Source organism: Rhodospira trueperi (assembly GCF_900101965.1).
GTDB classification, from domain to species: domain Bacteria; phylum Pseudomonadota; class Alphaproteobacteria; order Rhodospirillales; family Rhodospirillaceae; genus Rhodospira; species Rhodospira trueperi.
Genome location: NZ_FNAP01000008.1, coordinates 183,055 through 203,641 on the forward strand (window position 1 = coordinate 183,055; position 20,587 = coordinate 203,641).

21 protein-coding genes and 1 tRNA gene are annotated in these 20,587 nt (G+C 64.2%); 8 read left to right on the plus strand and 14 right to left on the minus strand.

Annotated elements, in window-relative coordinates; all coding sequences use genetic code 11:
- Window positions 1–23: 23 nt before the first annotated feature.
- From BLS85_RS12055 to rpoZ, 6 genes are all read right to left on the minus strand, one after another.
- A complete protein-coding gene (locus BLS85_RS12055) occupies window positions 24–1,070 on the minus strand; it encodes an HD domain-containing phosphohydrolase (RefSeq protein WP_092786601.1) in 1,047 nt (348 codons plus the stop codon).
- 59 nt (window positions 1,071–1,129) lie between these two features.
- The gene (gene flaF, locus BLS85_RS12060; RefSeq protein WP_245699205.1) at window positions 1,130–1,516 is read right to left on the minus strand and encodes a flagellar biosynthesis regulator FlaF; all 387 of its coding nucleotides are present in this window, start codon (window positions 1,514–1,516) and stop codon (window positions 1,130–1,132) included.
- The gene (locus BLS85_RS12065; protein WP_245699206.1) at window positions 1,440–1,949 is read right to left on the minus strand and encodes a flagellar biosynthesis repressor FlbT; all 510 of its coding nucleotides are present in this window, start codon (window positions 1,947–1,949) and stop codon (window positions 1,440–1,442) included. Before BLS85_RS12065 ends, flaF begins: the two co-directional genes overlap by 77 nt.
- 365 nt (window positions 1,950–2,314) lie before the next feature.
- Window positions 2,315–3,082 (minus strand): pyridoxine 5'-phosphate synthase, encoded by a 768-nt coding sequence (locus tag BLS85_RS12070; protein ID WP_092786605.1) that lies wholly within the window; start codon window positions 3,080–3,082, stop codon window positions 2,315–2,317.
- A gap of 44 nt (window positions 3,083–3,126) precedes the next feature.
- Window positions 3,127–5,283 carry a RelA/SpoT family protein gene (locus BLS85_RS12075; protein ID WP_092786607.1) on the minus strand — a complete coding sequence of 719 codons (2,157 nt, stop codon included), beginning with the start codon at window positions 5,281–5,283 and terminating at the stop codon, window positions 3,127–3,129.
- Between the two features lie 152 nt (window positions 5,284–5,435).
- On the minus strand, window positions 5,436–5,879 hold the full coding sequence (rpoZ, locus tag BLS85_RS12080) for a DNA-directed RNA polymerase subunit omega (RefSeq protein ID WP_092786609.1): 444 nt from the start codon (window positions 5,877–5,879) through the stop codon (window positions 5,436–5,438).
- Window positions 5,880–6,501: 622 nt separating this feature from the next.
- On the opposite strand from rpoZ, the gene lepB reads away from it, so the two are divergent.
- The 7 genes from lepB (at window position 6,502) to BLS85_RS12110 (ending at window position 11,197) form a co-directional block, all read left to right on the plus strand.
- On the plus strand, window positions 6,502–7,239 hold the full coding sequence (lepB, locus tag BLS85_RS12085; protein ID WP_092786611.1) for a signal peptidase I: 738 nt from the start codon (window positions 6,502–6,504) through the stop codon (window positions 7,237–7,239).
- A gap of 51 nt (window positions 7,240–7,290) precedes the next feature.
- Window positions 7,291–7,953: a ribonuclease III gene (gene rnc / locus BLS85_RS12090; protein ID WP_092786674.1), complete on the plus strand. Its 663-nt coding sequence runs from the start codon at window positions 7,291–7,293 to the stop codon at window positions 7,951–7,953.
- Between the two features lie 17 nt (window positions 7,954–7,970).
- A complete protein-coding gene (gene era, locus BLS85_RS12095) occupies window positions 7,971–8,873 on the plus strand; it encodes a GTPase Era (protein WP_092786613.1) in 903 nt (300 codons plus the stop codon).
- Window positions 8,874–8,940: 67 nt separating this feature from the next.
- Window positions 8,941–9,114, plus strand: a complete 174-nt coding sequence (locus BLS85_RS19130) for a hypothetical protein (RefSeq protein WP_176793664.1) — start codon at window positions 8,941–8,943, stop codon at window positions 9,112–9,114.
- A gap of 6 nt (window positions 9,115–9,120) precedes the next feature.
- On the plus strand, window positions 9,121–9,861 hold the full coding sequence (gene recO / locus BLS85_RS12100) for a DNA repair protein RecO (protein WP_092786614.1): 741 nt from the start codon (window positions 9,121–9,123) through the stop codon (window positions 9,859–9,861).
- 574 nt (window positions 9,862–10,435) lie between these two features.
- Window positions 10,436–10,636 carry a YjhX family toxin gene (locus tag BLS85_RS12105; RefSeq protein ID WP_245699211.1) on the plus strand — a complete coding sequence of 67 codons (201 nt, stop codon included), beginning with the start codon at window positions 10,436–10,438 and terminating at the stop codon, window positions 10,634–10,636.
- Window positions 10,637–10,660: 24 nt separating this feature from the next.
- Window positions 10,661–11,197: a GNAT family N-acetyltransferase gene (locus BLS85_RS12110; protein WP_092786616.1), complete on the plus strand. Its 537-nt coding sequence runs from the start codon at window positions 10,661–10,663 to the stop codon at window positions 11,195–11,197.
- A gap of 25 nt (window positions 11,198–11,222) precedes the next feature.
- On the opposite strand, the gene BLS85_RS12115 is transcribed toward BLS85_RS12110, so the two are convergent.
- The 4 genes from BLS85_RS12115 to BLS85_RS12130 form a co-directional block, all read right to left on the minus strand.
- Complete coding sequence (locus tag BLS85_RS12115; RefSeq protein ID WP_092786618.1) at window positions 11,223–11,843, minus strand: LysE family translocator; 621 nt, start codon at window positions 11,841–11,843, stop codon at window positions 11,223–11,225.
- A gap of 112 nt (window positions 11,844–11,955) precedes the next feature.
- Window positions 11,956–13,788 (minus strand): translational GTPase TypA, encoded by a 1,833-nt coding sequence (typA, locus tag BLS85_RS12120; protein WP_092786620.1) that lies wholly within the window; start codon window positions 13,786–13,788, stop codon window positions 11,956–11,958.
- A gap of 400 nt (window positions 13,789–14,188) precedes the next feature.
- A complete protein-coding gene (locus tag BLS85_RS12125) occupies window positions 14,189–15,028 on the minus strand; it encodes a tetratricopeptide repeat protein (protein WP_092786622.1) in 840 nt (279 codons plus the stop codon).
- Entirely contained in the window at window positions 15,021–15,887 is an 867-nt protein-coding gene (locus BLS85_RS12130) for a Crp/Fnr family transcriptional regulator (RefSeq protein WP_218128394.1), read from the minus strand. Before BLS85_RS12130 ends, BLS85_RS12125 begins: the two co-directional genes overlap by 8 nt.
- A gap of 630 nt (window positions 15,888–16,517) precedes the next feature.
- On the opposite strand from BLS85_RS12130, the gene BLS85_RS12135 reads away from it, so the two are divergent.
- Window positions 16,518–17,012, plus strand: coding sequence for a PilZ domain-containing protein (locus BLS85_RS12135; protein ID WP_092786626.1), 495 nt, complete (start codon window positions 16,518–16,520; stop codon window positions 17,010–17,012).
- 174 nt (window positions 17,013–17,186) lie between these two features.
- Here the strand turns inward: BLS85_RS12135 and BLS85_RS12140 are convergent, their stop codons facing one another.
- The 4 genes from BLS85_RS12140 to BLS85_RS12155 all read right to left on the minus strand — a co-directional run bounded on the left by BLS85_RS12140 (window position 17,187) and on the right by BLS85_RS12155 (window position 20,355).
- Window positions 17,187–18,818 (minus strand): TadE/TadG family type IV pilus assembly protein, encoded by a 1,632-nt coding sequence (locus tag BLS85_RS12140; RefSeq protein WP_092786628.1) that lies wholly within the window; start codon window positions 18,816–18,818, stop codon window positions 17,187–17,189.
- The gene (locus BLS85_RS12145; RefSeq protein ID WP_176793668.1) at window positions 18,815–19,339 is read right to left on the minus strand and encodes a TadE/TadG family type IV pilus assembly protein; all 525 of its coding nucleotides are present in this window, start codon (window positions 19,337–19,339) and stop codon (window positions 18,815–18,817) included. The genes BLS85_RS12140 and BLS85_RS12145 overlap by 4 nt, the downstream gene beginning before the upstream one ends.
- A gap of 92 nt (window positions 19,340–19,431) precedes the next feature.
- A complete protein-coding gene (locus BLS85_RS12150; protein ID WP_176793669.1) occupies window positions 19,432–19,920 on the minus strand; it encodes a TadE/TadG family type IV pilus assembly protein in 489 nt (162 codons plus the stop codon).
- A 358-nt stretch (window positions 19,921–20,278) separates the two neighbouring features.
- Window positions 20,279–20,355, minus strand: a tRNA-Arg gene (locus BLS85_RS12155).
- Window positions 20,356–20,587 lie beyond the last annotated feature (232 nt).

Below are 20,587 nucleotides of genomic sequence, written 5' to 3' on the forward strand. Positions count from 1 at the left end.
GGCACCCTTGCCGGCGGCCGTTTTCAATCCTGGTATCGGTCGCGCAGGGCGACGACCTCGGGCAGGATGTCCAGAAACAGCGCGACCAACCGGGGATCGTGGAACGCACCGGCATTGGCTTTCAGGAAGTCCGTCGCCTCGTCCACCGTCCAGGCCGGCTTGTAGGGCCGGTTTGATGTCAGCGCATCGAACACGTCGCAGACGGCCGCGATGCGGCCCTCGATGGGAATCTCCTCTCCGCGCAAGCCGGCCGGATAGCCGCTCCCGTCGAACTTCTCGTGATGCGTCAGGGCGATGAGCCGGGCGAGCTTGAGAAGCTCCGAACGCGGCTCGGCCAGGATTTCACCGCTGATATCGACGTGCCCGCGCATCACGGCCCATTCCTCGGGTGTCAGCCGCGCGGGCTTTAGAAGCACCGCGTCCGGGATGCCGATCTTGCCAATGTCATGCATCTGGCTGGCCAGGAAGATCATCTCCGCGTGGGCGGGGTCCAGGCCCGCCGCCAGAGCGAGCAAGCGGCAACTGTGCGCCATGCGCAGAACATGCGCGCCGGTTTCGTTGTCGCGGTATTCGCCGGCCCAACCGAGTCGACGCAGCACCTCGTGCTGGGCCTCAAGCAGTTCCCGCGTTCTTTCGTCCACCCGGTCTTCCAGGGTCTGGTGCAGCAGGCGCATTTCAAGCTGGTTGCGAATGCGCAGCAGAACCTCGTCCGTCGAAAACGGTTTCTGGATGAAGTCCCGGGCTCCCATGGTGAGCGCGCGTTGCCGGGTGTCATGGTCGGTCTGGGCCGTCAACACGATGACGGGCATGTAGTCGGATCGGTGAAGGGGGGCGATGCGTTCCATGACGCCGAATCCGTCCAGACCTGGCATGCGCAGATCCAGCAGGATCAGATCGAATAGGGTGTCGGTGTGCAGGCGCACCGCCTCTTGAGGATCGCGGGTGCAATGGACCCGTTCATAGCCCACCGCCGTCAGGATGGCGTGAAGAAGGGTGACGTTCGCGGGCTCGTCGTCGACGACCAGCAGGCGAGCCCGTCTTGTATGGGCGGGGGGAAGGTCATCCTTCATGCGCTGATCGTGTCGCGCTCAGTCAGGCCAACTTGCTCTCTTAAAGGAAGTAGGGCGGTTCACACAAGCGTTCCGTTGCCGGAGGTTGATGGCGGAGTGTTCGGCGCAGGATCGGTGTTGGACGCATCCGCCGGCTTTTGGCGCAGCCCCATGGCCAGATTGCGGTTGATCTCGATCAGGACGTCAAGATCCGATATCTCAAAAGAATCAAGGGGGCGCAATGTTTGTTTGTCAATGAACAGGCTCAAGCTCATGATGTTTGCTTTTATTTCATTGGGAAGGGTATTGTCCGGATTTGTAATGTCGGCTTGCAGTATTGTCCAAAACAGTTGATTGAAGCGAAGCGCCTGAGATAGAATTGACTTGTCCTCAAAATTTTTCTTCGCATCCTCCATCATGACGGCCGCCTTCGTAAAGGCCATCGCCTCCGCTTCGCGGGGTGTCATCTCGCGCTTCTGTATGTTTTGATAGGCTTTGAGTGAGTCTCGCGCCATTTCTCGTCACCTCCGCTTCATATTCGATTAGCTTCTTACAGATCTTCAAAGCTTTGTAGTAGTCCCCTTCCACGATTCGCTTTGACATGTCTGTCGAAAGGCTGATCCCGCGCTCATCCACGGACATTCCGACAATGTGATGCAGCAGAGGAGAATAAAAGTCATGAAATGAAACCTCTTTATCCGGATTCAAGTACATATTCAGAATCATAAAATAAATTTTCTTGGCGGGTGTGTTTGCTTCTTCCTCACTCAAGAGGTCTTTCTGGCGAACGACAGGCACTCTATTGTGGATCACAAGCTCTGATTTGCTGTGTCCATTGGAAATCACGGCAGTCCCAATGATGACTTTTTCATTGGGTTTTAACGTAATCTTGAGGGGCATCGTACCGTACGCTGGTTGACAGAACGTTACCGGGCGTTTGCCCGCCGGGCTGGATCAGCGGAAGTATGCACGATCCTGACGTGTCGCGCCACAAGGGCCTGTTGCCTCCAGCGGTTCTCAGGGTGGCGGAGGAAGGAGTGCCCGTAAAGCGATATCATATGAGAAAGCGCCCGCAATAATCAGAATCACTCAGGCCTGTGCCTTCCGACTGGGGGGACTAGGGGCCTCGAACCGGGCGCGGCCTTGGCGTTCCTCCCTGTTTCCGCGGAGTGCTCGGGAGGGGGCGTGCCGCGCCCCCTCGATAGGAGGACAGAAGTCAGAGTGGTGCTGCCGGGTTCATTGTTATCCGTCAGGCATGATGCGGCCTACGGGGCCGTGGCGCGGTCGGTGATGGCGGTTTCCGGTCGGGCCTCATCCATCAGCGCGCGCATGCGGCGGATCGAGGCGTCGAGGCCGACGAAGATGGCCTCGCCGACCAGGAAATGCCCGATGTTGAGTTCGCGGACCATGGGGATGGCGGCCACCGGCCCGACGGTGTCATAGGCCAGGCCGTGTCCGGCATGCACCTCCAGGCCGGCCCCGGCGGCCAGCCGGGCGGCCTCGCGCAGGCGGTCGAGTTCCCGCGCGCGGGCCTCGCCCTGTTCGTCGCAGTACAGACCGGTATGCATCTCAATGACGGGTGCGCCCAGCGCCGCCGCCGCCTCGATCTGGCGCTGATCGGGCTCGATGAACAGCGACACCCGGACGCCGGCGTCTCCCAGGGCGGCGACGAACTGGGCCAGATGCTCGCGCTGACCGGCGGCGTCCAGCCCGCCCTCGGTGGTCCGTTCCTCGCGGCGTTCCGGCACGATGCAGGCGGCGTGAGGACGGTGTTGCAGGGCGATGGCCAGCATCTCGTCTGTGGCCGCCATTTCCAGGTTCAGCGGCAGGTCGATTTCCCGGCTCAGGCGGACGATGTCATGATCCGAGATGTGCCGCCGGTCCTCGCGCAGGTGCGCGGTGATGCCGTCGGCCCCGGCCTCGGCGGCGATGTGCGCGGCGCGCAGGGGATCGGGGGTCAGGCCACCGCGCGCGTTGCGGATGGTGGCGACGTGATCGATGTTGACCCCAAGACGAAGCGAACGGGCGGGCATGGCGGAGGGCTTTCGTGTTCCGGAGGGCGTGGAGGAGGTCGGTCTCAACGGGCGCGGTCCACTGCGTTGACGGCGTTGGAGGCCCGCAGGGCGGCGATGATGTTGGTCAGGTGGCGCACGTCGCGCACCTCGACATCAATGACCATATCGAAAAAGTCGGCTGAGCGCCCCGTGATTTTCAGGTTGGTGATATTCCCCAAGTTTTTGGCGATGATGGTCGAGAGTTCCGACAGCGAGCCCATCTGGTTGCCGACGACGAGGCTCAAACGGCCGGTGTGCAGGTCGATGGAGGCATCCTCGTCCCACGACAGGTCCAGCCAGCGTTCCGGCTGGCTGGCGTACTGCTCCAACTGGTCGCAGTCGATGGTGTGGATGGTCACCCCTTTGCCGGTGTTGACGATGCCGACAATGCGGTCCCCGGGCAGCGGGTGACAGCAGCGGGCATAGTGGATCGCCATACCCGGGATCAGGCCCTTGATGGGGATCGGACGGCTTTCGCCGCCGGAGCGGGACTTGCTCCAGCCCTTACCGAAGGGCTGCATCACCCGCGACAGCCGCGTCTTGGGTTCCTTCAGGCCGGGATAGACGGCGGTGACGACATCGCGCGCGGTCACCGTGCCGGCCCCGACCTCGGCGCACAGGTCTTCGACGGTGGGCGCGCGGTAGCGATTCAGCACACCCTCTAGACCCTTTTCCGTGAAGGCATAGCCGGCCTTGCCGAACTCCTTGGACAACATCTGCCGTCCCAGGTTCTGGTACTGCTCGCGCTGGCGCAGCCGGATGAAACGGCGGATCTGGGCGCGTGCCTTGCCCGAAACGACGAAGTGCTCCCAGTCGGGCGACGGGGTCTGGGTCCGGCTGGTGGCGATCTCGACCTGATCGCCGTTGTTCAGGACGTGGCGCAGGGGAACCAGACGGCCGTTGACCTTGGCGCCCGCGCACTTGTTGCCGACGTCGGTATGGACGGCATAGGCGAAGTCCACCGGCGTGGCCCCGGTGGGCAGATTGATGACGTCCCCCTTGGGCGTGAAGCAGAACACCTGATCCTGGTACATGGCCAGCTTGGTGTGCTCCAGGAACTCGTCCGGGTTGCTGGTGTGTTCCAGGATCTCGATCAGTTCCCGCAGCCACCGGTACTGGGACCCGTCCAGGGTCTGCCGCACCCCTTGTTTATAGGACCAGTGCGCCGCGACACCGCGTTCGGCGATCTCGTGCATGTCATGGGTGCGGATTTGCATCTCGATGCGTTGGGTGCGCGGCCCCATCACCGACGTATGGATGGATTGATACCCGTTCGCCTTGGCCGTCGAGATGTAGTCCTTGAATCGATCCGGTACCATCCGGTAGTGGGCATGGATGATGCCGAGCGCCCGATAACAGTCCTCCAGCGTCTCCACCAGGATGCGGAAGGCCATGATGTCGGACAATTGCTCGAACCCGATGTCCTTGTCGCGCATCTTGCGCCAGATGGAGTATGGGCTCTTTTCCCGGCCGGCGATCTGAGCCTGAAGTCCCTGTTCGGCGATCACTTGCCGCAGTTCGGTCAGGATCTGCGGCACCAGTTCGCCGCCCTGTTCGCGCAGGTATTCAAGGCGGGTCAGGATGGACTCCCGCGCCTCCGGATGGATCTGCTTGAAAGCGAGGTCCTGAAGCTCGTCCTTGATCTCGTGCATGCCGATGCGCTCGGCCAGGGGCGCGTAGATCTCCATCGTCTCCACGGCGATGCGCTGGCGCTTTTCCGGCTTCTTGACGAAATGCAGCGTGCGCATGTTGTGCAGGCGATCGGCCAGCTTCACCAACAGCACGCGGATGTCGTTGGACATGGCCAGCACGAGGCGCCGGAAGTTCTCCGCCTCTCGGGTGGTGCCGTCGGCTTGCAGCTTGATCTTGGCCAGCTTGGTGACGCCGTCGACCAGCGTGGCCACCTCGGGGCCGAACAGGTCGCGGACTTCCTCGACCGTCGCCGTGGTGTCCTCGATGACGTCGTGCAGCAGCGCCGTGATGATCGACGCGCTGTCGAGCTTGTAGTTGGTGAGGATGCCGGCCACTTCGACCGGATGGGAGAAGTACGGATCGCCCGATTCCCGCAACTGCGAGCCGTGCATCTTGACCGCGTAGACATAGGCCCGGTTCAGCACCGCCTCGTCGGCGTTGGGATCGTAGGCCTTGACGCGTTCCACCAACTCGAACTGACGCATCATGGCTGAAGGCCTCCGTCGCGACGGTGCCATCGCCGCGTCGCCGGCGCATCCGGGGCGCCGGCGCGGAAGCTCAGTCGATCAGATATCTCCCATCGTGTGCCGAGCAGTCTCATGCAGATTGTCCGCGCGCCTCCACCGATACCGGCGCGGTGTTATCGATCCATGTCCTCGGCGGGATTGTCGGGGTCGAACGCCTCCACGGCCACCGCCTGTTCGGCCGGTGCGTCCTCGGCCTCGCCACCGTCACCATGCACAGTCAGGCCGTCTGCGAACACCTCCTCGGCTTCGTTGGCCGACTCGCGAATGTCGGCCGGAATCTGACGCTGCCCGGAGAGCGCGTCGAAGGCGTCATCCTCCGGTTCGTCCGCCTCGACGTGCTTTTGCAGGCCCTGGATGAGACCGCTGGTGATCTGCTCGGGATCGACCGTGGTCTCCGCGATCTCGCGCAGGGAGATCACGGGGTTCTTGTCGTTGTCCCGATCAACGGTCAGAGGCGAGCCCGCCGCGATGTCCCGTGACCGTTGGGCGGCCAGCAGCACCAGTTCAAAACGATTCGGAATGCGCTCAATACAGTCCTCGACGGTCACGCGCGCCATGAAGGTCTCCCCGGAAATAAGCGAGTGAACCAAGCTATATAGATGGTCACGCGCGGCCCCGCAAGGCAGCGTTCGCGCTCGCAGCAACTCTCATTCCGGACCGGCCCGAATCACCCGGCCTCCGATGGGAACACGGTAGGGCGTCCGAGGCGCGAACCGGTCTCTCTTCCCGTTTGCGGTGATCGTATCCAAACGTCGGTTCCAGCACGGCCAGAAATCGCGGATCCGGCGGGACCATGCCCCGCCACGGCCCAGCAGTTCTCATTTTGGCCGCGCCGCCTCCGAAGGGAACGGCTGGGCGCTCCAGGCGCGAACCGAACGCCCTCCCCTGGATAGGGGCGGGCTGGGGTGGGGTTGAAAAAAAGTCCGTGGGGTTGATGCGGCAAGCGGGGTCCGTGCGGACATCACCTCGCCCCCCTCCCAACCTCCCCCAAAGGGGGGAGGAGAACAGGCCGGCACCGGCCGCAACCGGTGTTCTCCCTCCATCCTGAGAATTGCTGGCCACGGCCGGGCGACCTTGACTTTGGTCAGAGGGGCTGGCTTGATCGGCGCTTCGAGGCGGGTCGCATCGTAAGACCGGCGGTTTTCGATCAGGTTCGGGACAGGGTAGACGAGTCTCTTCATGCAGAAAAAGAAGACAGGCGGGTTCGGGGAAACCATCCGGACCGTCATCTACGCCGTTCTCATCGCCATTGTCATCCGCACCGTGGCCTTCGAGCCGTTCAACATCCCGTCGGCGTCGATGGTGCCGACCCTGTTGATCGGTGACTATTTGTTCGTCTCCAAATATTCCTACGGCTACAGTCAGCACTCTTTACCCTTCAGCTTTCCGCCGTTCCCGGGCCGCGTGTTCGCGTCGGAGCCGGAGCGCGGCGACGTGGCGGTTTTCAAGCTGCCGTCCGATCCATCGGCCGATTACATCAAGCGGGTCATCGGCCTGCCCGGCGACCGCATCCAGATGATCGGTGGTGTCTTGCATATCAACGGCGAGGCGGTGAGCCGGGAACGGATTCAGGATGCCGTCTGGCACGACCGCCGGGGTAGTGTCCACCGGTCACCCCAGTACATCGAGACGCTGCCCAACGGACGCTCGCATCCCATTCTTGAGGACCGCCGCGACAACGGCCCGCTGGATGAGACCCGCGAGTTCACGGTCCCGGATGGGCACTACTTCATGATGGGCGACAATCGCGACAATTCGGCCGACAGCCGCGCCCAGGTCGGGTTCGTGCCGCGCGAGAATCTGGTGGGCCGGGCCGAGATTCTGTTCTTCTCCACCGACCGTTCGGCGGCGCTCTGGGAGATTTGGAAATGGCCCATGGCCATCCGCACCGAGCGCCTTTTCAGCACCGTTCACTGAGGAGCTGGGTGCGTGTCCGCTGAACAAGGGTCCGCCGCGCCGGACGAGGCCATGACTTCCCTGGAGACCGTTCTGGGGCACCGGTTCGGCGACCGGCGCCTGCTGAGTCAGGCCCTGACTCACGGTAGCGCCGGCGGCGGCCTGCGCAGTTATGAACGGCTTGAGTTCCTGGGTGATCGGGTTCTGAGCCTGGTGATCGCCGACATGCTGTTCACCCGCTTTCGCGCCGAGCCGGAGGGATCGCTGGCGCGACGGCACACCGCGCTGGTGCGGGGCGAGACCCTGGCCCGCGTGGCTCGGGACCTCGACCTCCCAACCCTCATGCGGCTGTCGCGGGGCGAGGAAGATCTGGGCGGACGCGACAATCCGGCGCTGTCGGCCGATGTGTGCGAGGCGGTGCTGGGCGCGCTCTATCTGGACGCCGGGTACGAGGTGACCCGGCGTTTCGTCGTGGACCGCTGGACGCCGCTGATGGACGAGGACCCCGCGCCTCCTAAGGATGCCAAGACCGCGCTTCAGGAGTGGGCGCAGGCCCGCGGCCTGCCCCTGCCGGTTTATGAAACCGTGGCGAGCGCCGGGCCGGCGCACGCCCCGATTTTCACCGTCGCTGCCCGGGTGGAGGGGCAGGAGGCGGTCTCGGCGGAAGGCTCCTCTAAGCGTCAGGCCGAACAGAAGGCCGCCGCCCGGCTTCTGGAGGGGCTCGACCCGTCATGACGACGAGATCGGATGCGATGGACACGGAGTCCTGCTGCGCGTTTGTGGCCGTTATGGGCGCCCCTAACGCCGGCAAGTCCACCTTGGTGAACACCCTGGTCGGCACCAAGGTCAGCATTGTCAGCCCCAAGGTGCAGACCACACGCACGCGCGTACGCGGTGTCGCCCTGCGCGGCCCGGCGCAGATCGTCTTTATTGATACGCCCGGCGTTTTCGCGCCGAAGCGCCGGCTCGAACGCTCGATGGTCGCGGCGGCCTGGGACGGCGCGGCGGATGCCGATCAGGTACTGGTGGTGGTCGACGCGGCGCGCGGGATTGATGACGATACGCGCGCCATCATCGACGGGCTGCGCGCCAATGGTCGCACGGACTGCCTGTTGGCCCTGAACAAGATCGACACGGTCAGGCGGGATTCGCTGCTGGCTCTGGCGGCGGCGCTGGATGCCGAGGCGGTGTTCGGCGCGGTGTTCATGATCTCCGCCCTGAATGCCGACGGCACCGACGACCTGCTGGACCATGTGGCGCGGGCGGCACTGCCGGGGCCGTGGATGTTCCCGGAGGACGAAGTCTCCGATCTGCCGCAACGGCTGTGGGCGGCGGAGATCACGCGCGAACAGGTTTTCCGCCAGCTTCATCAGGAACTCCCGTACGCCACCCTCGTGGAGTCCGAGGCTTGGCAGGACCGGCCGGACGGCTCGGTGCGCATCGATCAGGTGATCTACGTGCAGCGCGACAGTCAGCGGGCCATCGTGCTGGGCAAGGGCGGCCAGCGCATCCGCGCCATCAGCACCGCCGCGCGGCAGGAAATGGCGGCGTTGCTGGAGCGGCCGGTGCATCTGTTCCTGTATGTGAAGGTCCATGAGCGGCTGTGGGAGGATCGGCGCCACTACACGGAGTGGGGCCTGGACTTCGACGCATGAGTTTCGTGGCGGATGAGGGACCCGTGTCCGCCGCCGAGATCACTCCGCCGGGGGGACGGAGGGCTCCATGAACAGCGGCAGTATGATCCTGCTGGCCATCGGCACGGTCTGTCTCGTTGTGCTGGTCGGTGAGCATCTCTGGCACGTGCCGCGCTGGTTGACGCCGGTCCTGCTGTTTGTGGGATTCGGTGGCATCCTGGCCGGCATGGGCTGGTTCGCCCTTGGGTTGATCGTGGGGTGAGGCCGCATGGCCGTTGAGTGGCGCGACGACGCCATCGTTCTGTCCGCCCGTCCGCACGGAGAGACCAGTGTGCTGGCCTCGGTGCTGACGCGCGACCATGGGCGTCACCCCGGGCTGGTGCGCGGCGGGGTTGGCCGGGCGGCGCGCGGTCTGTGGCAGCCCGGCAACCGGCTGTCGGTGACCTGGAAGGCGCGTCTGGCCGACCATCTGGGCACCTTGACGGGCGAGATGACCGACGCGCTGGCGGCGCGAATCATGGACGATCCCGGCCGCCTGGCCCTGCTGGCGGCGGTGTGCGCGGTGGCCGACGCGGCGGCGCCGGAACGCGAGACGATGCCGCGCCTGTTCGAGGATACGGTGGCCTTGCTGGCGCTGCTGGCCGGGGTGGAAGCGCCGGACTCGGTGTCGCCCGGCGCGGCCTATGTGGTGTGGGAGGTGCGCCTGTTGGCCGACCTGGGGTTCGGGCTCGACCTCTCGCGTTGCGCGGCCACAGGCACCAACGACGATCTTGTCTTTGTTTCGCCCAAGAGCGGCCGCGCCGTGTCGGCATCGGCGGGAGAACCGTACCGCGACCGCCTGCTGCCTCTGCCGCCGTTCCTGTTGGGGCAGGGAGGGGGAACGGCCCCTGAGATCGCCGACGGCCTGCGCCTGACGGGGGCCTTTCTGGAGCGTCATGTCTTCCACCCCCGCAACCGCCCCCTGCCGGCGGCGCGGGAACGATTGGTGGAGCGGGTGGGGAGGGCGTAGGGCGCGACGCGGCCGTTTATCTAAGGCCCATCCTGAGATCCGCCGCGAACGATTATGGCAATCGGGTGAAAGGGTGTGTGGTCGCAAAGACGCGGGGGGCGTGTGCCGTGTGGCGAAACGCCCCACCATCTTTTGTTAAGGTAGGGCGGATTCGCCCCGCGAAGCGGGGCAATCCGCCGCGTGGCGGCGATGCGGCGGGTTGCGCCTCCGGCGCGAACCCGCCCTACGAAGTTTCGCATTTCGTCAACAGTGCATTCACCCGATTGCCCTGCGCGAACGATGCCTTGTGGTTGACGGGACGTTCGCGTGCGCATAAGGTTCCCACGGTCGTCGTCCGGGATGGTTCCGGCGCGCGACGAGACTCAGGTGGTTTATGTCAGAACTTGCGGCCTGCCGCTGACGGCTTTGCTTCGGCGAGGCACTCGATCCGCACCGAAATGAACGGATGATCGCCTTTCATCGAAAGGCGTGACGGTTTTGGTGCGCGCGGTGATTCTGCACGCGAGTTCTCTTTTCCATGAACATTTCCAAGGTGGAGCAGCGCGTTTTGCACGTGCTGGCTTAGGGCGGATGCATTCGTCACGACCGTGGCGACACCGCCCGCGTCACCCATGTCCACTGCGTCACGCGCGACGGCCACACGCTGGCCGACTGCGACCTGACGGTCTTTCACAAGCTGAAATCCAAGCGACTGATCCACTCGGTCAACGGTCGTCCCTACCGGATCTCCCGGCAGGGACGCACCGCCGTGCGGGCTCAGGTCGACAATCGCTGACATCACCCCCAAGGAAACAAGACCATGATGATTCGTGACATGACCGATGCCGACCTTGCGGCCGTGCTTGAGGTCGAGCGCCGGGCCTTCGGGTCGGACACCGAAGCGAACCTGACCCGGGATCTGCTGACCGATCCGTCCGCCGCGCCGTGGCTGTCTCTGGTGGCCCTCGATGGAGACCGCGCCGTTGGCCACGCGCTGTTCACTGCGGCGTCGTTGGCCGATAACCCGGCGCGGGCGTCGGTACTTGCCCCACTCGCCGTGGTGCCGGAGGCCCAGCGCACCGGCATCGGCGGCGCCCTGATGACGGAGGGACTGCGGCGCCTGACCGTGGATGGCGTCGACCTGATCTTCCTGGTCGGGCATGCCAGCTACTACCCCCGCTTTGGGTTCCGGCCGGCCGGACCACTGGGGTTCGTGGCACCGATCCGGATCCCACCGGACCACGCCGATGCGTGGATGGTGTGGGGGGCGCGCCCCGGGGTGATCGACACCCTTTCGGGTGCCGTGACCTGGGCACAGACGTTCCATCGTCCGGAGTACACCGGCGGCCCGGATTGATGGCGGAACGAGGGCGGGGGGGTGGTTACCACAAGGTGCTAAGCAGCACGCCGACGCCAAACAGGGCCAGCACCACTCCCGACCCTCGGTTCAACCAGGACAGCCAGCCCGGATTGAAGCGCGAGCGCACTGCGCTCGCCACCGCCGACAGCAGACCCCACCAGCCCGCCGAGCCGATGAACACGCCCAGGATCAGCAGGTTGGTGTCGAACGACATGGGATGGCGCATGTGGACCGCCGTCACTGACGCGAACACGGCCATGAAGGCCAGAATGGTGGCCGGATTGGTCAGGGTGATGAGAAAGGTTGAGATGAAGTCGCGCAACAGACCGATATGAGTGTCCGGCGTGGGCAGCATCTCGGTCCGCGTCCGCATGGTCTGCCAGCCCAGGGCGATCAGGAACAGCCCGCCGATCAGGCTGAGGATGACGCGGTGGTTGGTCAGAAAATCGATCACCAGGGTCAGGCCCCAGGCGGCCACCGCGCCGTAGAAGGTATCGGCCACCGCCGCGCCCAGTCCGGCGATGAAGGCCGCCAGCCGCCCATCGGCGAGGGCGCGGCGGATGCACAGCACACCGACCGGCCCGACCGGGGCGGCGATGGCGAATCCGATGAAGATGCCCTTGAGGAGCGGAAGAAGAGACATGGACCTGCAAGGGTTGAGGCGGATGAGGCGCGCCGTGTCTGAGGCCAGCGCGAGGCGGGACCGCCATCATCGCCACGGAATGCTCCGGGCGCAAGCCACCAAGGCCGTCCCTTTACCCCTCTGCCCTGCGGCTCGCCTTTTTGCGTTCGTGCGGGTCGAGGATCTTCTTGCGCAAGCGGATGGAGGACGGCGTGACCTCGACCAGTTCGTCGTCCTGGATGTAGGCCAACGCATCCTCCAGCGTCATCTTGCGCGGCGGCGGCAGCAGGATGGCGTCGTCCTTGCCCGAGGCCCGGATGTTGGTCAGTTTCTTAGCCTTGAGCGGGTTGATCTCCAGGTCGTTGCCCCGGTTGTGCTCGCCGATGATCATGCCCTCGTAGACCGCCGCCCCCGGCTCAATGAACTGCGGTCCCCGGTCGAGCAGGTTGAAGAGCGCATAGGCCGCCGCCTCTCCGCCGGCGTTGCTGATCAGCACGCCCTCGCGGCGACCCTCGATGACGCCTTTCCATGGCGCATAGCCATGGTACAGCCGGTTCATGACGCCGGTGCCGCGCGTGTCGGTCAGGAACTCGCCATGGTAGCCGATCAGGCCGCGCGACGGGGCATGGAACACCACGCGCGTCTTGCCGCCGCCGGAGGGCCGCATCTCCACCAGGTCGGCCTTGCGCTGCGTCATCTTCTCGACGACGGTGCCGGCGTACTCCTCGTCGACGTCGATATAGACCTCCTCGATGGGCTCCAGCTTCTGGCCGGAGTCGTCGGTCTTGATGAGCACGCGCGGCCGCGAGATGGCCAGTTCGAAGCCCTCGCGGCGCATGGTCTCAATCAGCACACCCAATTGCAGTTCGCCGCGCCCGGCGACCTCGTAGGCATCCTTCTCAGCGGTCTCTGTGACACGGATGGCGACGTTGCCCTCGGCCTCGCGGAACAGACGGGCGCCGATCACGCGGCTGGTGACCTTACTGCCCTCGCGCCCGGCCAGCGGGCCGTCGTTCACCGAGAATGTCATGGCTAGCGTCGGCGGGTCGATGGGCTGGGCCGGCAGCGCCTCGGTGATCTCCAGGGCACATAGCGTGTCCGCCACCGTAGCTTCGGTCAGGCCGGCGATGGCGATGATGTCGCCGGCCTCGACCTCGTCCACTGCCACGCGCTCCAGGCCCCGGAAGCTGAGCAGCTTGGAGGCCCGGCCCTGCTCAATGACCACGCTGTCGCGCGAGAGCGCCTTGATCGGCTGGTTGAGGCGGATGCGGCCGCTGTGGACCCGCCCGGTCAGGATGCGCCCCAGATACGGGTCGGCCTCCAGCGTCGTCGCCAGCATGGAGAACGGCGCATCCAGCACCCGTTCCGGCGTCGGCACATGACCCAGGATCAGGTTGAACAGCGGCTCCAGTGCCAGGCCGTCGGTGCCGGTCTCGACCACCTCCGGATTGGACGCGGCCCAGCCGTCTCGGCCGGAGGCGTACAGCGTTGGGAAGTCCAGTTGGTCGTCGTTCGCGTCCAGGGCCGCGAACAGGTCGAAGACCTCGTCGTGGACCGCGTGCGGACGCGCGTCCGGCCGGTCCACCTTGTTGATGACGCAGATGGGCCGCAGCCCCTTGGCCAGCGCCTTGGACAGCACGAACTTGGTTTGCGGCAACGGCCCCTCGGCCGCGTCCACCAACAGCACGACACCGTCCACCATGGACAGGATGCGCTCCACCTCACCGCCGAAATCAGCGTGACCCGGCGTGTCCACGATGTTGATGCGCGTGCCCTGCCAGGCCACGGACGTACACTTGGCCAGAATGGTGATGCCGCGCTCGCGCTCAAGATCATTGGAATCGAGCGCCCGCTCCGCCACCTTCTGATGTTCGCGAAAGGTGCCAGATTGTTTCAGGAGTGAATCGACGAGCGTTGTCTTGCCGTGGTCGACATGGGCGATGATCGCGATGTTGCGCAGATCCATGGGGCGGCCGGCGTCCTGTGCGAGCGGTGTTGGGGAGTCGAGCGAGGGCTTACACCAGAAACCGCGCGACGTCACGGGGGTGTTTGGTTCCGCATGTTGTTCGCTTTGTGTTCGATCTTTGTACCAGATAGGGGCGGGCGCGGCTCGCGGATCGGCGGGTCGGGCCGGTCTGGAGTGACTGCGATACATCAGTCTGGAAACGTCTGTGGCGTCATCGTTCGCCAGCAGGTCTGTCGGAGGCTCCGGGGGGCCGAACGGCCGGTTCGGCCTTCAGTCCGCCTACGCATTCGCGCCAACCAGCCTTCGGAAAGGGTCCCCCTTTTCGTCGGCCGATATCAGTCAAGCGGAGGTTCGGAAAAACTGGAGTGGTCAAGCCATGCCTGCGGTGAAGCGGCATTCCTCACCGGGACAAGGGCACGGCCCCCTCGACATTGGGGCGCGGCATCGCCTCCGCTCGGCCCACCATCCGGCCGAGATCAGCCACCACCTGATCGGCCGCCTCCTTCGGAAGAAGAGCGCGTGTGATTTGTTCGGCAACGTCCATCCGCCCGGCAAAGGCATAGAGCAACGCCAAATTCTGCCGTATCTGCATCGTCGCGGACGGATCGCGGGCGATCCGGTTCTGCAGTTGGATGGCTTCTTCCAGATCACCGGACAGGGCCAGCGACAAGGCGAGATTGTTGGCGGTACGAAGGTCGGACGGGCGCACGGCGAGGGCCGCTCGGTAAGCTTCCTGGGCCTCCCGATGGCGTCCGTCACGATCCGCGAGTATTCCAAGCAGGGGCAGCACCCGGGGATCGTTCGGGGCAGACGCCGAGAGCTCCGTCAGACGGGATTGCGCATCCTCATGCGCCCCCGAGGCCATCAGAATCCGCACCATCTCCAGCCGAACATCCATGGAATCCGGGATGCTGTCTTCCATCATGGCCCGGTTCAGCGCCCTAAACGCGTCCTGCGGACGCCCCATGTACCGGAGATTGCGGGCGAGCCCGAGCACAAAGGTTTCGTTCTCGGGATCGGTTTCGACAAGACGCGCGTACTGTTCGGCGGCCTTGGAATACCTGTTCTTTGCCTCGTTCCCCCGTGCCATCTCGGCCAGGGTTTCCACCAACGCCGCCTCTGGCGCCGCCGATGCGCCGCCCGATGTCGACCCGGACAACCCACCACACCCGCTCAGCAGAACCCCGCCGACCAGGAGCATGACGGCCAGACGAGACCTTGCCCGCCAAACCTCAGACATGGGCCAAAGCCTTCAAGCGATCCGGATCGCGGACCAGAAGCGCCCGATGCTGGCGGGCCACGATCCCTTCGCGTGCCAGCCAGCCAATTGCGGCGGCCACCGTCTCGCGTTTGGTTCCCGCCCAGAACGCGATGTCCACATGCGAGGGCAGGGGATCGATGATCCATTCGGATCGGCGATGGGGGTTGACCTCTGCAAGGCGGGCAATCTGAGCATAAACCCGCTGCTTTGCGGTCAGTGTCGAGAGACTGTACATGCGCCGGTTGGACGCCCTGAGATACCCCGCCACGCGGCGCAAAAGGGCGAGCGCCAAGTCCCCGTGGCCCTGAACCAGCCGGACGAAGCTTTCGCCATCCAGAATGGCAACTTCGGTTTGTTCCAGGGCGACGGCCCGCGCGGATCGCATGCGACCGTCGATCGCAGAGAGTTCGCCAAAGGTGTCACCGGCCCCCAACTCGGTCAGGGTCATCGGCGCTCCTTCGTCCACAAGCGCCTCAAAGGCCACCAGACCGGCCTTGATGCTTTGCGCCTCCGCTTCCGAGTCCTGGGTCGAGTGTCTCTCCAGGCCGGTGTCGAGTTCAGAGTCCAGGTCCAGGGATTTGTCCGACGCGGAAGGCGACTTGAGCGCCCGGTCGCCGGCTTTCACTTTGGCTTCCTTTTCCTGGGCCGGGTCGTCTTCCGCCGGACCGCGGAAGACCAGGATTCGCAACCGCCCGCTCACGATAAAAAACACATCGCGACTGGAATCATCCTGGTCGAAGACGACATCGTTTGTCGACAGGTGCCGCCAACGGCACTGCGTTTCGACCTGGGCCAGCACGTCGGCGGACAAACTGCCCAGAAGGGTGTTGCCCTTCAAGGTCCCCGACTGAGAAGGACGAAGGTCCGCCGCCCGCTCCGTCATACCGTCCGGGCGCTCTCCTGAATCGGCCAGCCTCCCGGGCCCGCCTGTCTCCGTCCCCATTCTCCGCTCCCATCAGGAATGATCCGCATAGCCCCCCGGAACCGCAAGCCGCGACCGCCCGAACGTTTCTGGAGTCTGAATTCCCGCCCGGGCAGACCGATACCCGTCCGATCCAGCCAAGGCACCGTCACGACCACCGACGCCACGACACGGAACGGATCATGTTGACAGGCTACGCCATCAGACAAGGACCGCCGCGTCGTTCCGGACACGAGTGCACCAAGATACTGCCGTCAGGATTACGACTCAACTGAACGTCTAACACAAAGTAACGCGTCAAGGTCCCCTCATCAACCACAACATACCGGTCTCATGGCTTCGGCGCTTTCGATCCGGTGATTTGAGGGACACCCGACGCCCCACAATGGTCACAGGATCCGCAAACACCGCCGCCGACCGTGATGGCCCGCGTGGCGCCAACGTTGCGGTCGCGCGCCGGCCGCGCCATATTCGCAAGTTTACTCTGGATCACGATCCGCGCACGGTACACATTGGTGCAGGGCAGCCTGTCAGGGAGACGACGCGGTGATCGACAGCAGCGATGGGCAGAACACCTCGGACTCGGGCCGCCACCGGCGCAGCGCGAAGCGCCGTCGCATCCTAAAGGGTGGCTGGCTGGTCATCGCGGATGGAACATCATCCATCCGTTGTTTCGTCAAGGACATCTCCTCGACGGGAGCCCGGGTCGAGACAGAGGCTGCGGCGAATACACCCGACGGATTGCTGAGACTCACCCTCTCCGATGGCGAAACCCTGGAAGCGGAGGTTGTGCGCCGCACCGGCCTTGAACTCGGCATCCGTTTCGTCAACGATCAGAGGCCATCGCTGGCGCCCTCTCGCAATCCCTTGGAGGACCTCGTCACGAACATGGCGGACATGAGCATGGACGAGATCCTGGACCGAGTCGACGCCCTCAACCTGGACAAGGAAAAGGACGTCGGTGTCGCCGCCGAGGCCTTTGACCGTGCCTTCAGCGACCTGTATCACGCCTTGAGCAAACGGGCGACGGGTCCCTGGTAGGGTCTCGCCTGGGCCTCCCCGGAGACTGAACCAATCTGCGGCTTATCGCGGCGCGCGGGGTGGCGCGGCCACAGATCGCGGCCATAAATCGGGTCCCAAAAATGCGAAGCGAGGGGCGGATGACCGCCCCTCGCTCTTTGCTCCTGGGTTCGTCGGTGCGTTCGGCGCGCCGCGCTATCGACTGACCCGCAGGTTACTCAGTTCAACGGCAATGGCCTTGAAGCTCTCTCTCAGGTCGGCCTGACTGGGACTGTCGAACCACTTGCTGGGATCCGTCGCACAGTTCCGGTAGAGCTCCTCGGTGGTAGAGTTGGTGTTGCCGAACGTCACCGTGTACACGATGATTCCTTGGGCCTTCAAGTCCGCGCACATGACCGCCATGCGGGCGTCGACGATGTCGTTGGCCGTCCCGCGGTTGTTGGTTCCGATGCGCGGGTTATCCGAACTCAGCCAGCCAATACCTGAATAGTCGGATCTGACCCTGTCGTTATCCCTGTTGTACCAGTTGTTTGTGCTGTTGCCGTTCGTCGCGTTGCTTGTGAGCTTGAAGTATTCGTTGTTACCGTCGGTCATCATCACGATGGCCTTTTCCCACAGCTCCTTGCCCCAGGGCTCGCCTTCGGTGAACGGCGGCTCCGGCGACAGGACACGCCGTCCCCAGGCCAAGCCGAGATCGGCCATGGTTCCGCCCCGGTGCCAGGCATCCAGCGAATCCACGGTGTCGAGCACAATAGATTTCACGTTGTTCAGCGGCAGAATCGGACCCGGGCATCCCAGGTTCGGCCCGGCCCCGTTGTTCTGGAAGGTGCCGGGATCGTACCGCACGCCACCCTCAGTGACGGACCCGGCCATGTTGTACAGGTCGTAGTTGTTGGAGTCGTTGGTGTAGTAGCGCGAACCAGCTTTGTGATCCGACAAGTAATCCACAATTTCCGTTTGATCCGGCCCGGGCGGCACATCAGGCCAATCATCCCACAAATCCTCGTGATCCGGCTCCGGCGGCCAGGCCCAGGCTTCCCAACCGCCCGGGGTGTCGTCCAGAAGGTCTGTGCCGGTTCGCTCCAACACACATCCCTTCCAACCCTGACCGTCGGCAAAGGGGCCGCCGTCATCCGGGTTATGCCTGAATTCGATATACCCGGGATCGGTGGATTCCGGCCACCACGCGGGCGGCGGCGGGGTGGTGTCGCCGCCGAGCGCCTCCGGTCCCGGGTTCACGGACGCGGCATAGGGAACGATCGAGATGAACAGGTTCGGGTTCGTCACTTCGTCGCCGAACAGAATGTTGACGAAGTCCCGGGACGCGTCTCGCAGGGCTCCGATATTGTTGCTGCTGCGCATGGAACCGGTGTTGTCCAGAACCAGAGCCACTTCCAGACCTCTGATGGCGCGGATCACCTCGGCCTCGGCCGCGACCGTGATCTCGTCCAGCGAGAAGATCCCCATGAAGAACGTCTGGAAGGTCGCCTTGGCCGAAACGGTGATGACGTTGTTGACGTCCGTCACCGTCACGTCGTGAACCGTGCCAATGGCGTCACTCGGATAGTTGGCGGCCACGAAGTCGCGGGCGCGCTGTTCGATGTCAACCTCGTGCTGCACCGTGGATCCAACCGCCAGGGCAGCGGAATCCACGGCATAGCCGAGCCGGTTCTTCAGATAGTAGGCCACACCCAGATCCACGGCACCGCCGAGCATCAGACACAAAGGGACCATCAGAAGGCCGACGAGAACCGCCGTGACGCCACGCGTATCGCGGCGCAGGCGCGACAGGATCGTACTGATCCATGAGGGGCTGTAGCGTCTCATGAGTTGTGATCCGTTTTTCCGTTGAGGGCGATTCGGCGCGTGATTCGCGGCCGCGAGAACGCGCTTTCTTCCAGCGTGCTCGATGTGAGCATGAAGCCGAACGGGCTGTCGTATTGGAAAGACATCGAAACCATGACGACGCTTTCTCCCGGTGATCCCAGGCCGTCAGCATCCGAAGGCACCACGGGGGGCGCCCCCGCGTCTTTGTCGTCCCACAGGACGAACGTCGATCCGTCGTCATCGTCGAAGCCAATGCTTGCGATGGCGATCTTCAACTTCCCGTTTTTTGTATCGAGGGGCGCCAGGATGGACTCCGCCGCCAACCGGATGACATCGAGGTCGTTGTCCGTGGTGGCCGATTCCTGGGCCACAAGATCGGCCACGGTCTGCGCCGCCGACACGGCCTTCCGGGTCGCCTCGACGTAAGTCGTCAGTTCGACCATCCCCAACATCATGGTCAACAGAATGGGCAGGATCAGCGCGGCCTCGATGGCGGCGGTTCCTCGCTTGCAGCGGAACACCGCCAGAACCCTTGCCGTGCATCCACGCTCGCGCCGCCTGCCACTCCGCGTCGGACATGGCGAAGCCGGCCTGCGTATGTCAGCATCCCGACTCATGATCCACCCCCTCCGCTGTTCGTCCAAGGCTCACCCTTCACAATCGCCGTGTACTGAACCATGCGACTGTTATGCGTGTCCTCAAAGAACGAGCCGATCATTGGCGTGATGAACTCGAAGCGCATGTAAACCCGCGCCACGGTCACGCTTCCGGCATCGCCCGGATCGAACGCGGGCGCCGATGGCATGCCGCCTGCCCCCATTGAAGGGGGGCTCAAGTCGACGCTGTCGTAGTCGTCATAGCTGCGGACATCGAACACGATGTCGTCGCAGTCCACCAAGTATAGCGAATCCCCGCAGACGGCATCCTCGAAAGCCTGTTCCGGGTCCGACGCGTTGAAGATCTCTCCGGTTCGAAGCTTCCGCGCCCCTTCCTCCAGCGCGCCGCTCAGCGTCACGCTGTGCACCATCATCATCCCGAGTTCGATGATCGCGATCGACAGCATGAACACGGGCATCGCGACCATCGCGAACTCGATGGCCACGGCACCGCGCCGATTGGCGCGAAGCCGGGACAGAAGCCCAAGCAATCCGTTTCTCGTTCTTGTGGTGGTCATGTCCCCATATCCTCCCGGCTGGCACGCCGAGGCGGCTTAGCCCCGCATTGACCAATACGAGGTTTTGGTGGTGCCTTCAGTGACCACCGTCACATATGCGCGAGGCCGGCGTCCGACTGGAAACGAAACACCACGGGCGCCAACGAATGCAATTGACCGCCTCTTGAGTCGGTACTGTAACGGGAGAAGTGGCACATGAATATACCCAATACCGGATATCCAGTATTGGCAGTCTGCCTCCTGCAGGGCGAACTCGAGGTCGTGTGCCTTTGTGGACCGGCGGAAATGGTGACCCCGGCAGGGCTTGAACCTGCAACCCCCGGTTTAGGAAACCGGTGCTCTATCCAGTTGAGCTACGGGGCCTCGGTCGATTGAGAGGTGCTTACCAGATCGACCCTGTTCTGGCCACCCCGGGCAATCCGCCGCCATGCGGTTCGAGATCTTTCGCGGACCGTTTGGACGTCGCTGCCCCATCGCGTCCGAAGGTCCAGGACACATTGCAGGGCAACGGGCTCAGGTTAACGGCCGAGGGCTGATTTCAGTGGCGAACGGGATTCGAGGGTGATTCAACAGGCGTCTGCCCCCCAGAACCGGA

Excerpts from the sequence above, each read along its gene's own strand:
- BLS85_RS12055 (WP_092786601.1), bottom strand. The coding sequence starts at position 1,070 with ATGAAGGATGACCTTCCCCCCGCCCATACAAGACGGGCTCGCCTGCTG.
- flaF (WP_245699205.1), bottom strand. The coding sequence starts at position 1,516 with ATGACACCCCGCGAAGCGGAGGCGATGGCCTTTACGAAGGCGGCCGTC.
- BLS85_RS12065 (WP_245699206.1), bottom strand. The coding sequence starts at position 1,949 with ATGCCCCTCAAGATTACGTTAAAACCCAATGAAAAAGTCATCATTGGG.
- BLS85_RS12070 (WP_092786605.1), bottom strand. The coding sequence starts at position 3,082 with ATGCCCGCCCGTTCGCTTCGTCTTGGGGTCAACATCGATCACGTCGCC.
- BLS85_RS12075 (WP_092786607.1), bottom strand. The coding sequence starts at position 5,283 with ATGATGCGTCAGTTCGAGTTGGTGGAACGCGTCAAGGCCTACGATCCC.
- rpoZ (WP_092786609.1), bottom strand. The coding sequence starts at position 5,879 with ATGGCGCGCGTGACCGTCGAGGACTGTATTGAGCGCATTCCGAATCGT.
- lepB (WP_092786611.1), top strand. The coding sequence starts at position 6,502 with ATGCAGAAAAAGAAGACAGGCGGGTTCGGGGAAACCATCCGGACCGTC.
- rnc (WP_092786674.1), top strand. The coding sequence starts at position 7,291 with ATGACTTCCCTGGAGACCGTTCTGGGGCACCGGTTCGGCGACCGGCGC.
- era (WP_092786613.1), top strand. The coding sequence starts at position 7,971 with ATGGACACGGAGTCCTGCTGCGCGTTTGTGGCCGTTATGGGCGCCCCT.
- BLS85_RS19130 (WP_176793664.1), top strand. The coding sequence starts at position 8,941 with ATGAACAGCGGCAGTATGATCCTGCTGGCCATCGGCACGGTCTGTCTC.
- recO (WP_092786614.1), top strand. The coding sequence starts at position 9,121 with ATGGCCGTTGAGTGGCGCGACGACGCCATCGTTCTGTCCGCCCGTCCG.
- BLS85_RS12110 (WP_092786616.1), top strand. The coding sequence starts at position 10,661 with ATGATGATTCGTGACATGACCGATGCCGACCTTGCGGCCGTGCTTGAG.
- BLS85_RS12115 (WP_092786618.1), bottom strand. The coding sequence starts at position 11,843 with ATGTCTCTTCTTCCGCTCCTCAAGGGCATCTTCATCGGATTCGCCATC.
- typA (WP_092786620.1), bottom strand. The coding sequence starts at position 13,788 with ATGGATCTGCGCAACATCGCGATCATCGCCCATGTCGACCACGGCAAG.
- BLS85_RS12125 (WP_092786622.1), bottom strand. The coding sequence starts at position 15,028 with ATGTCTGAGGTTTGGCGGGCAAGGTCTCGTCTGGCCGTCATGCTCCTG.
- BLS85_RS12140 (WP_092786628.1), bottom strand. The coding sequence starts at position 18,818 with ATGAGACGCTACAGCCCCTCATGGATCAGTACGATCCTGTCGCGCCTG.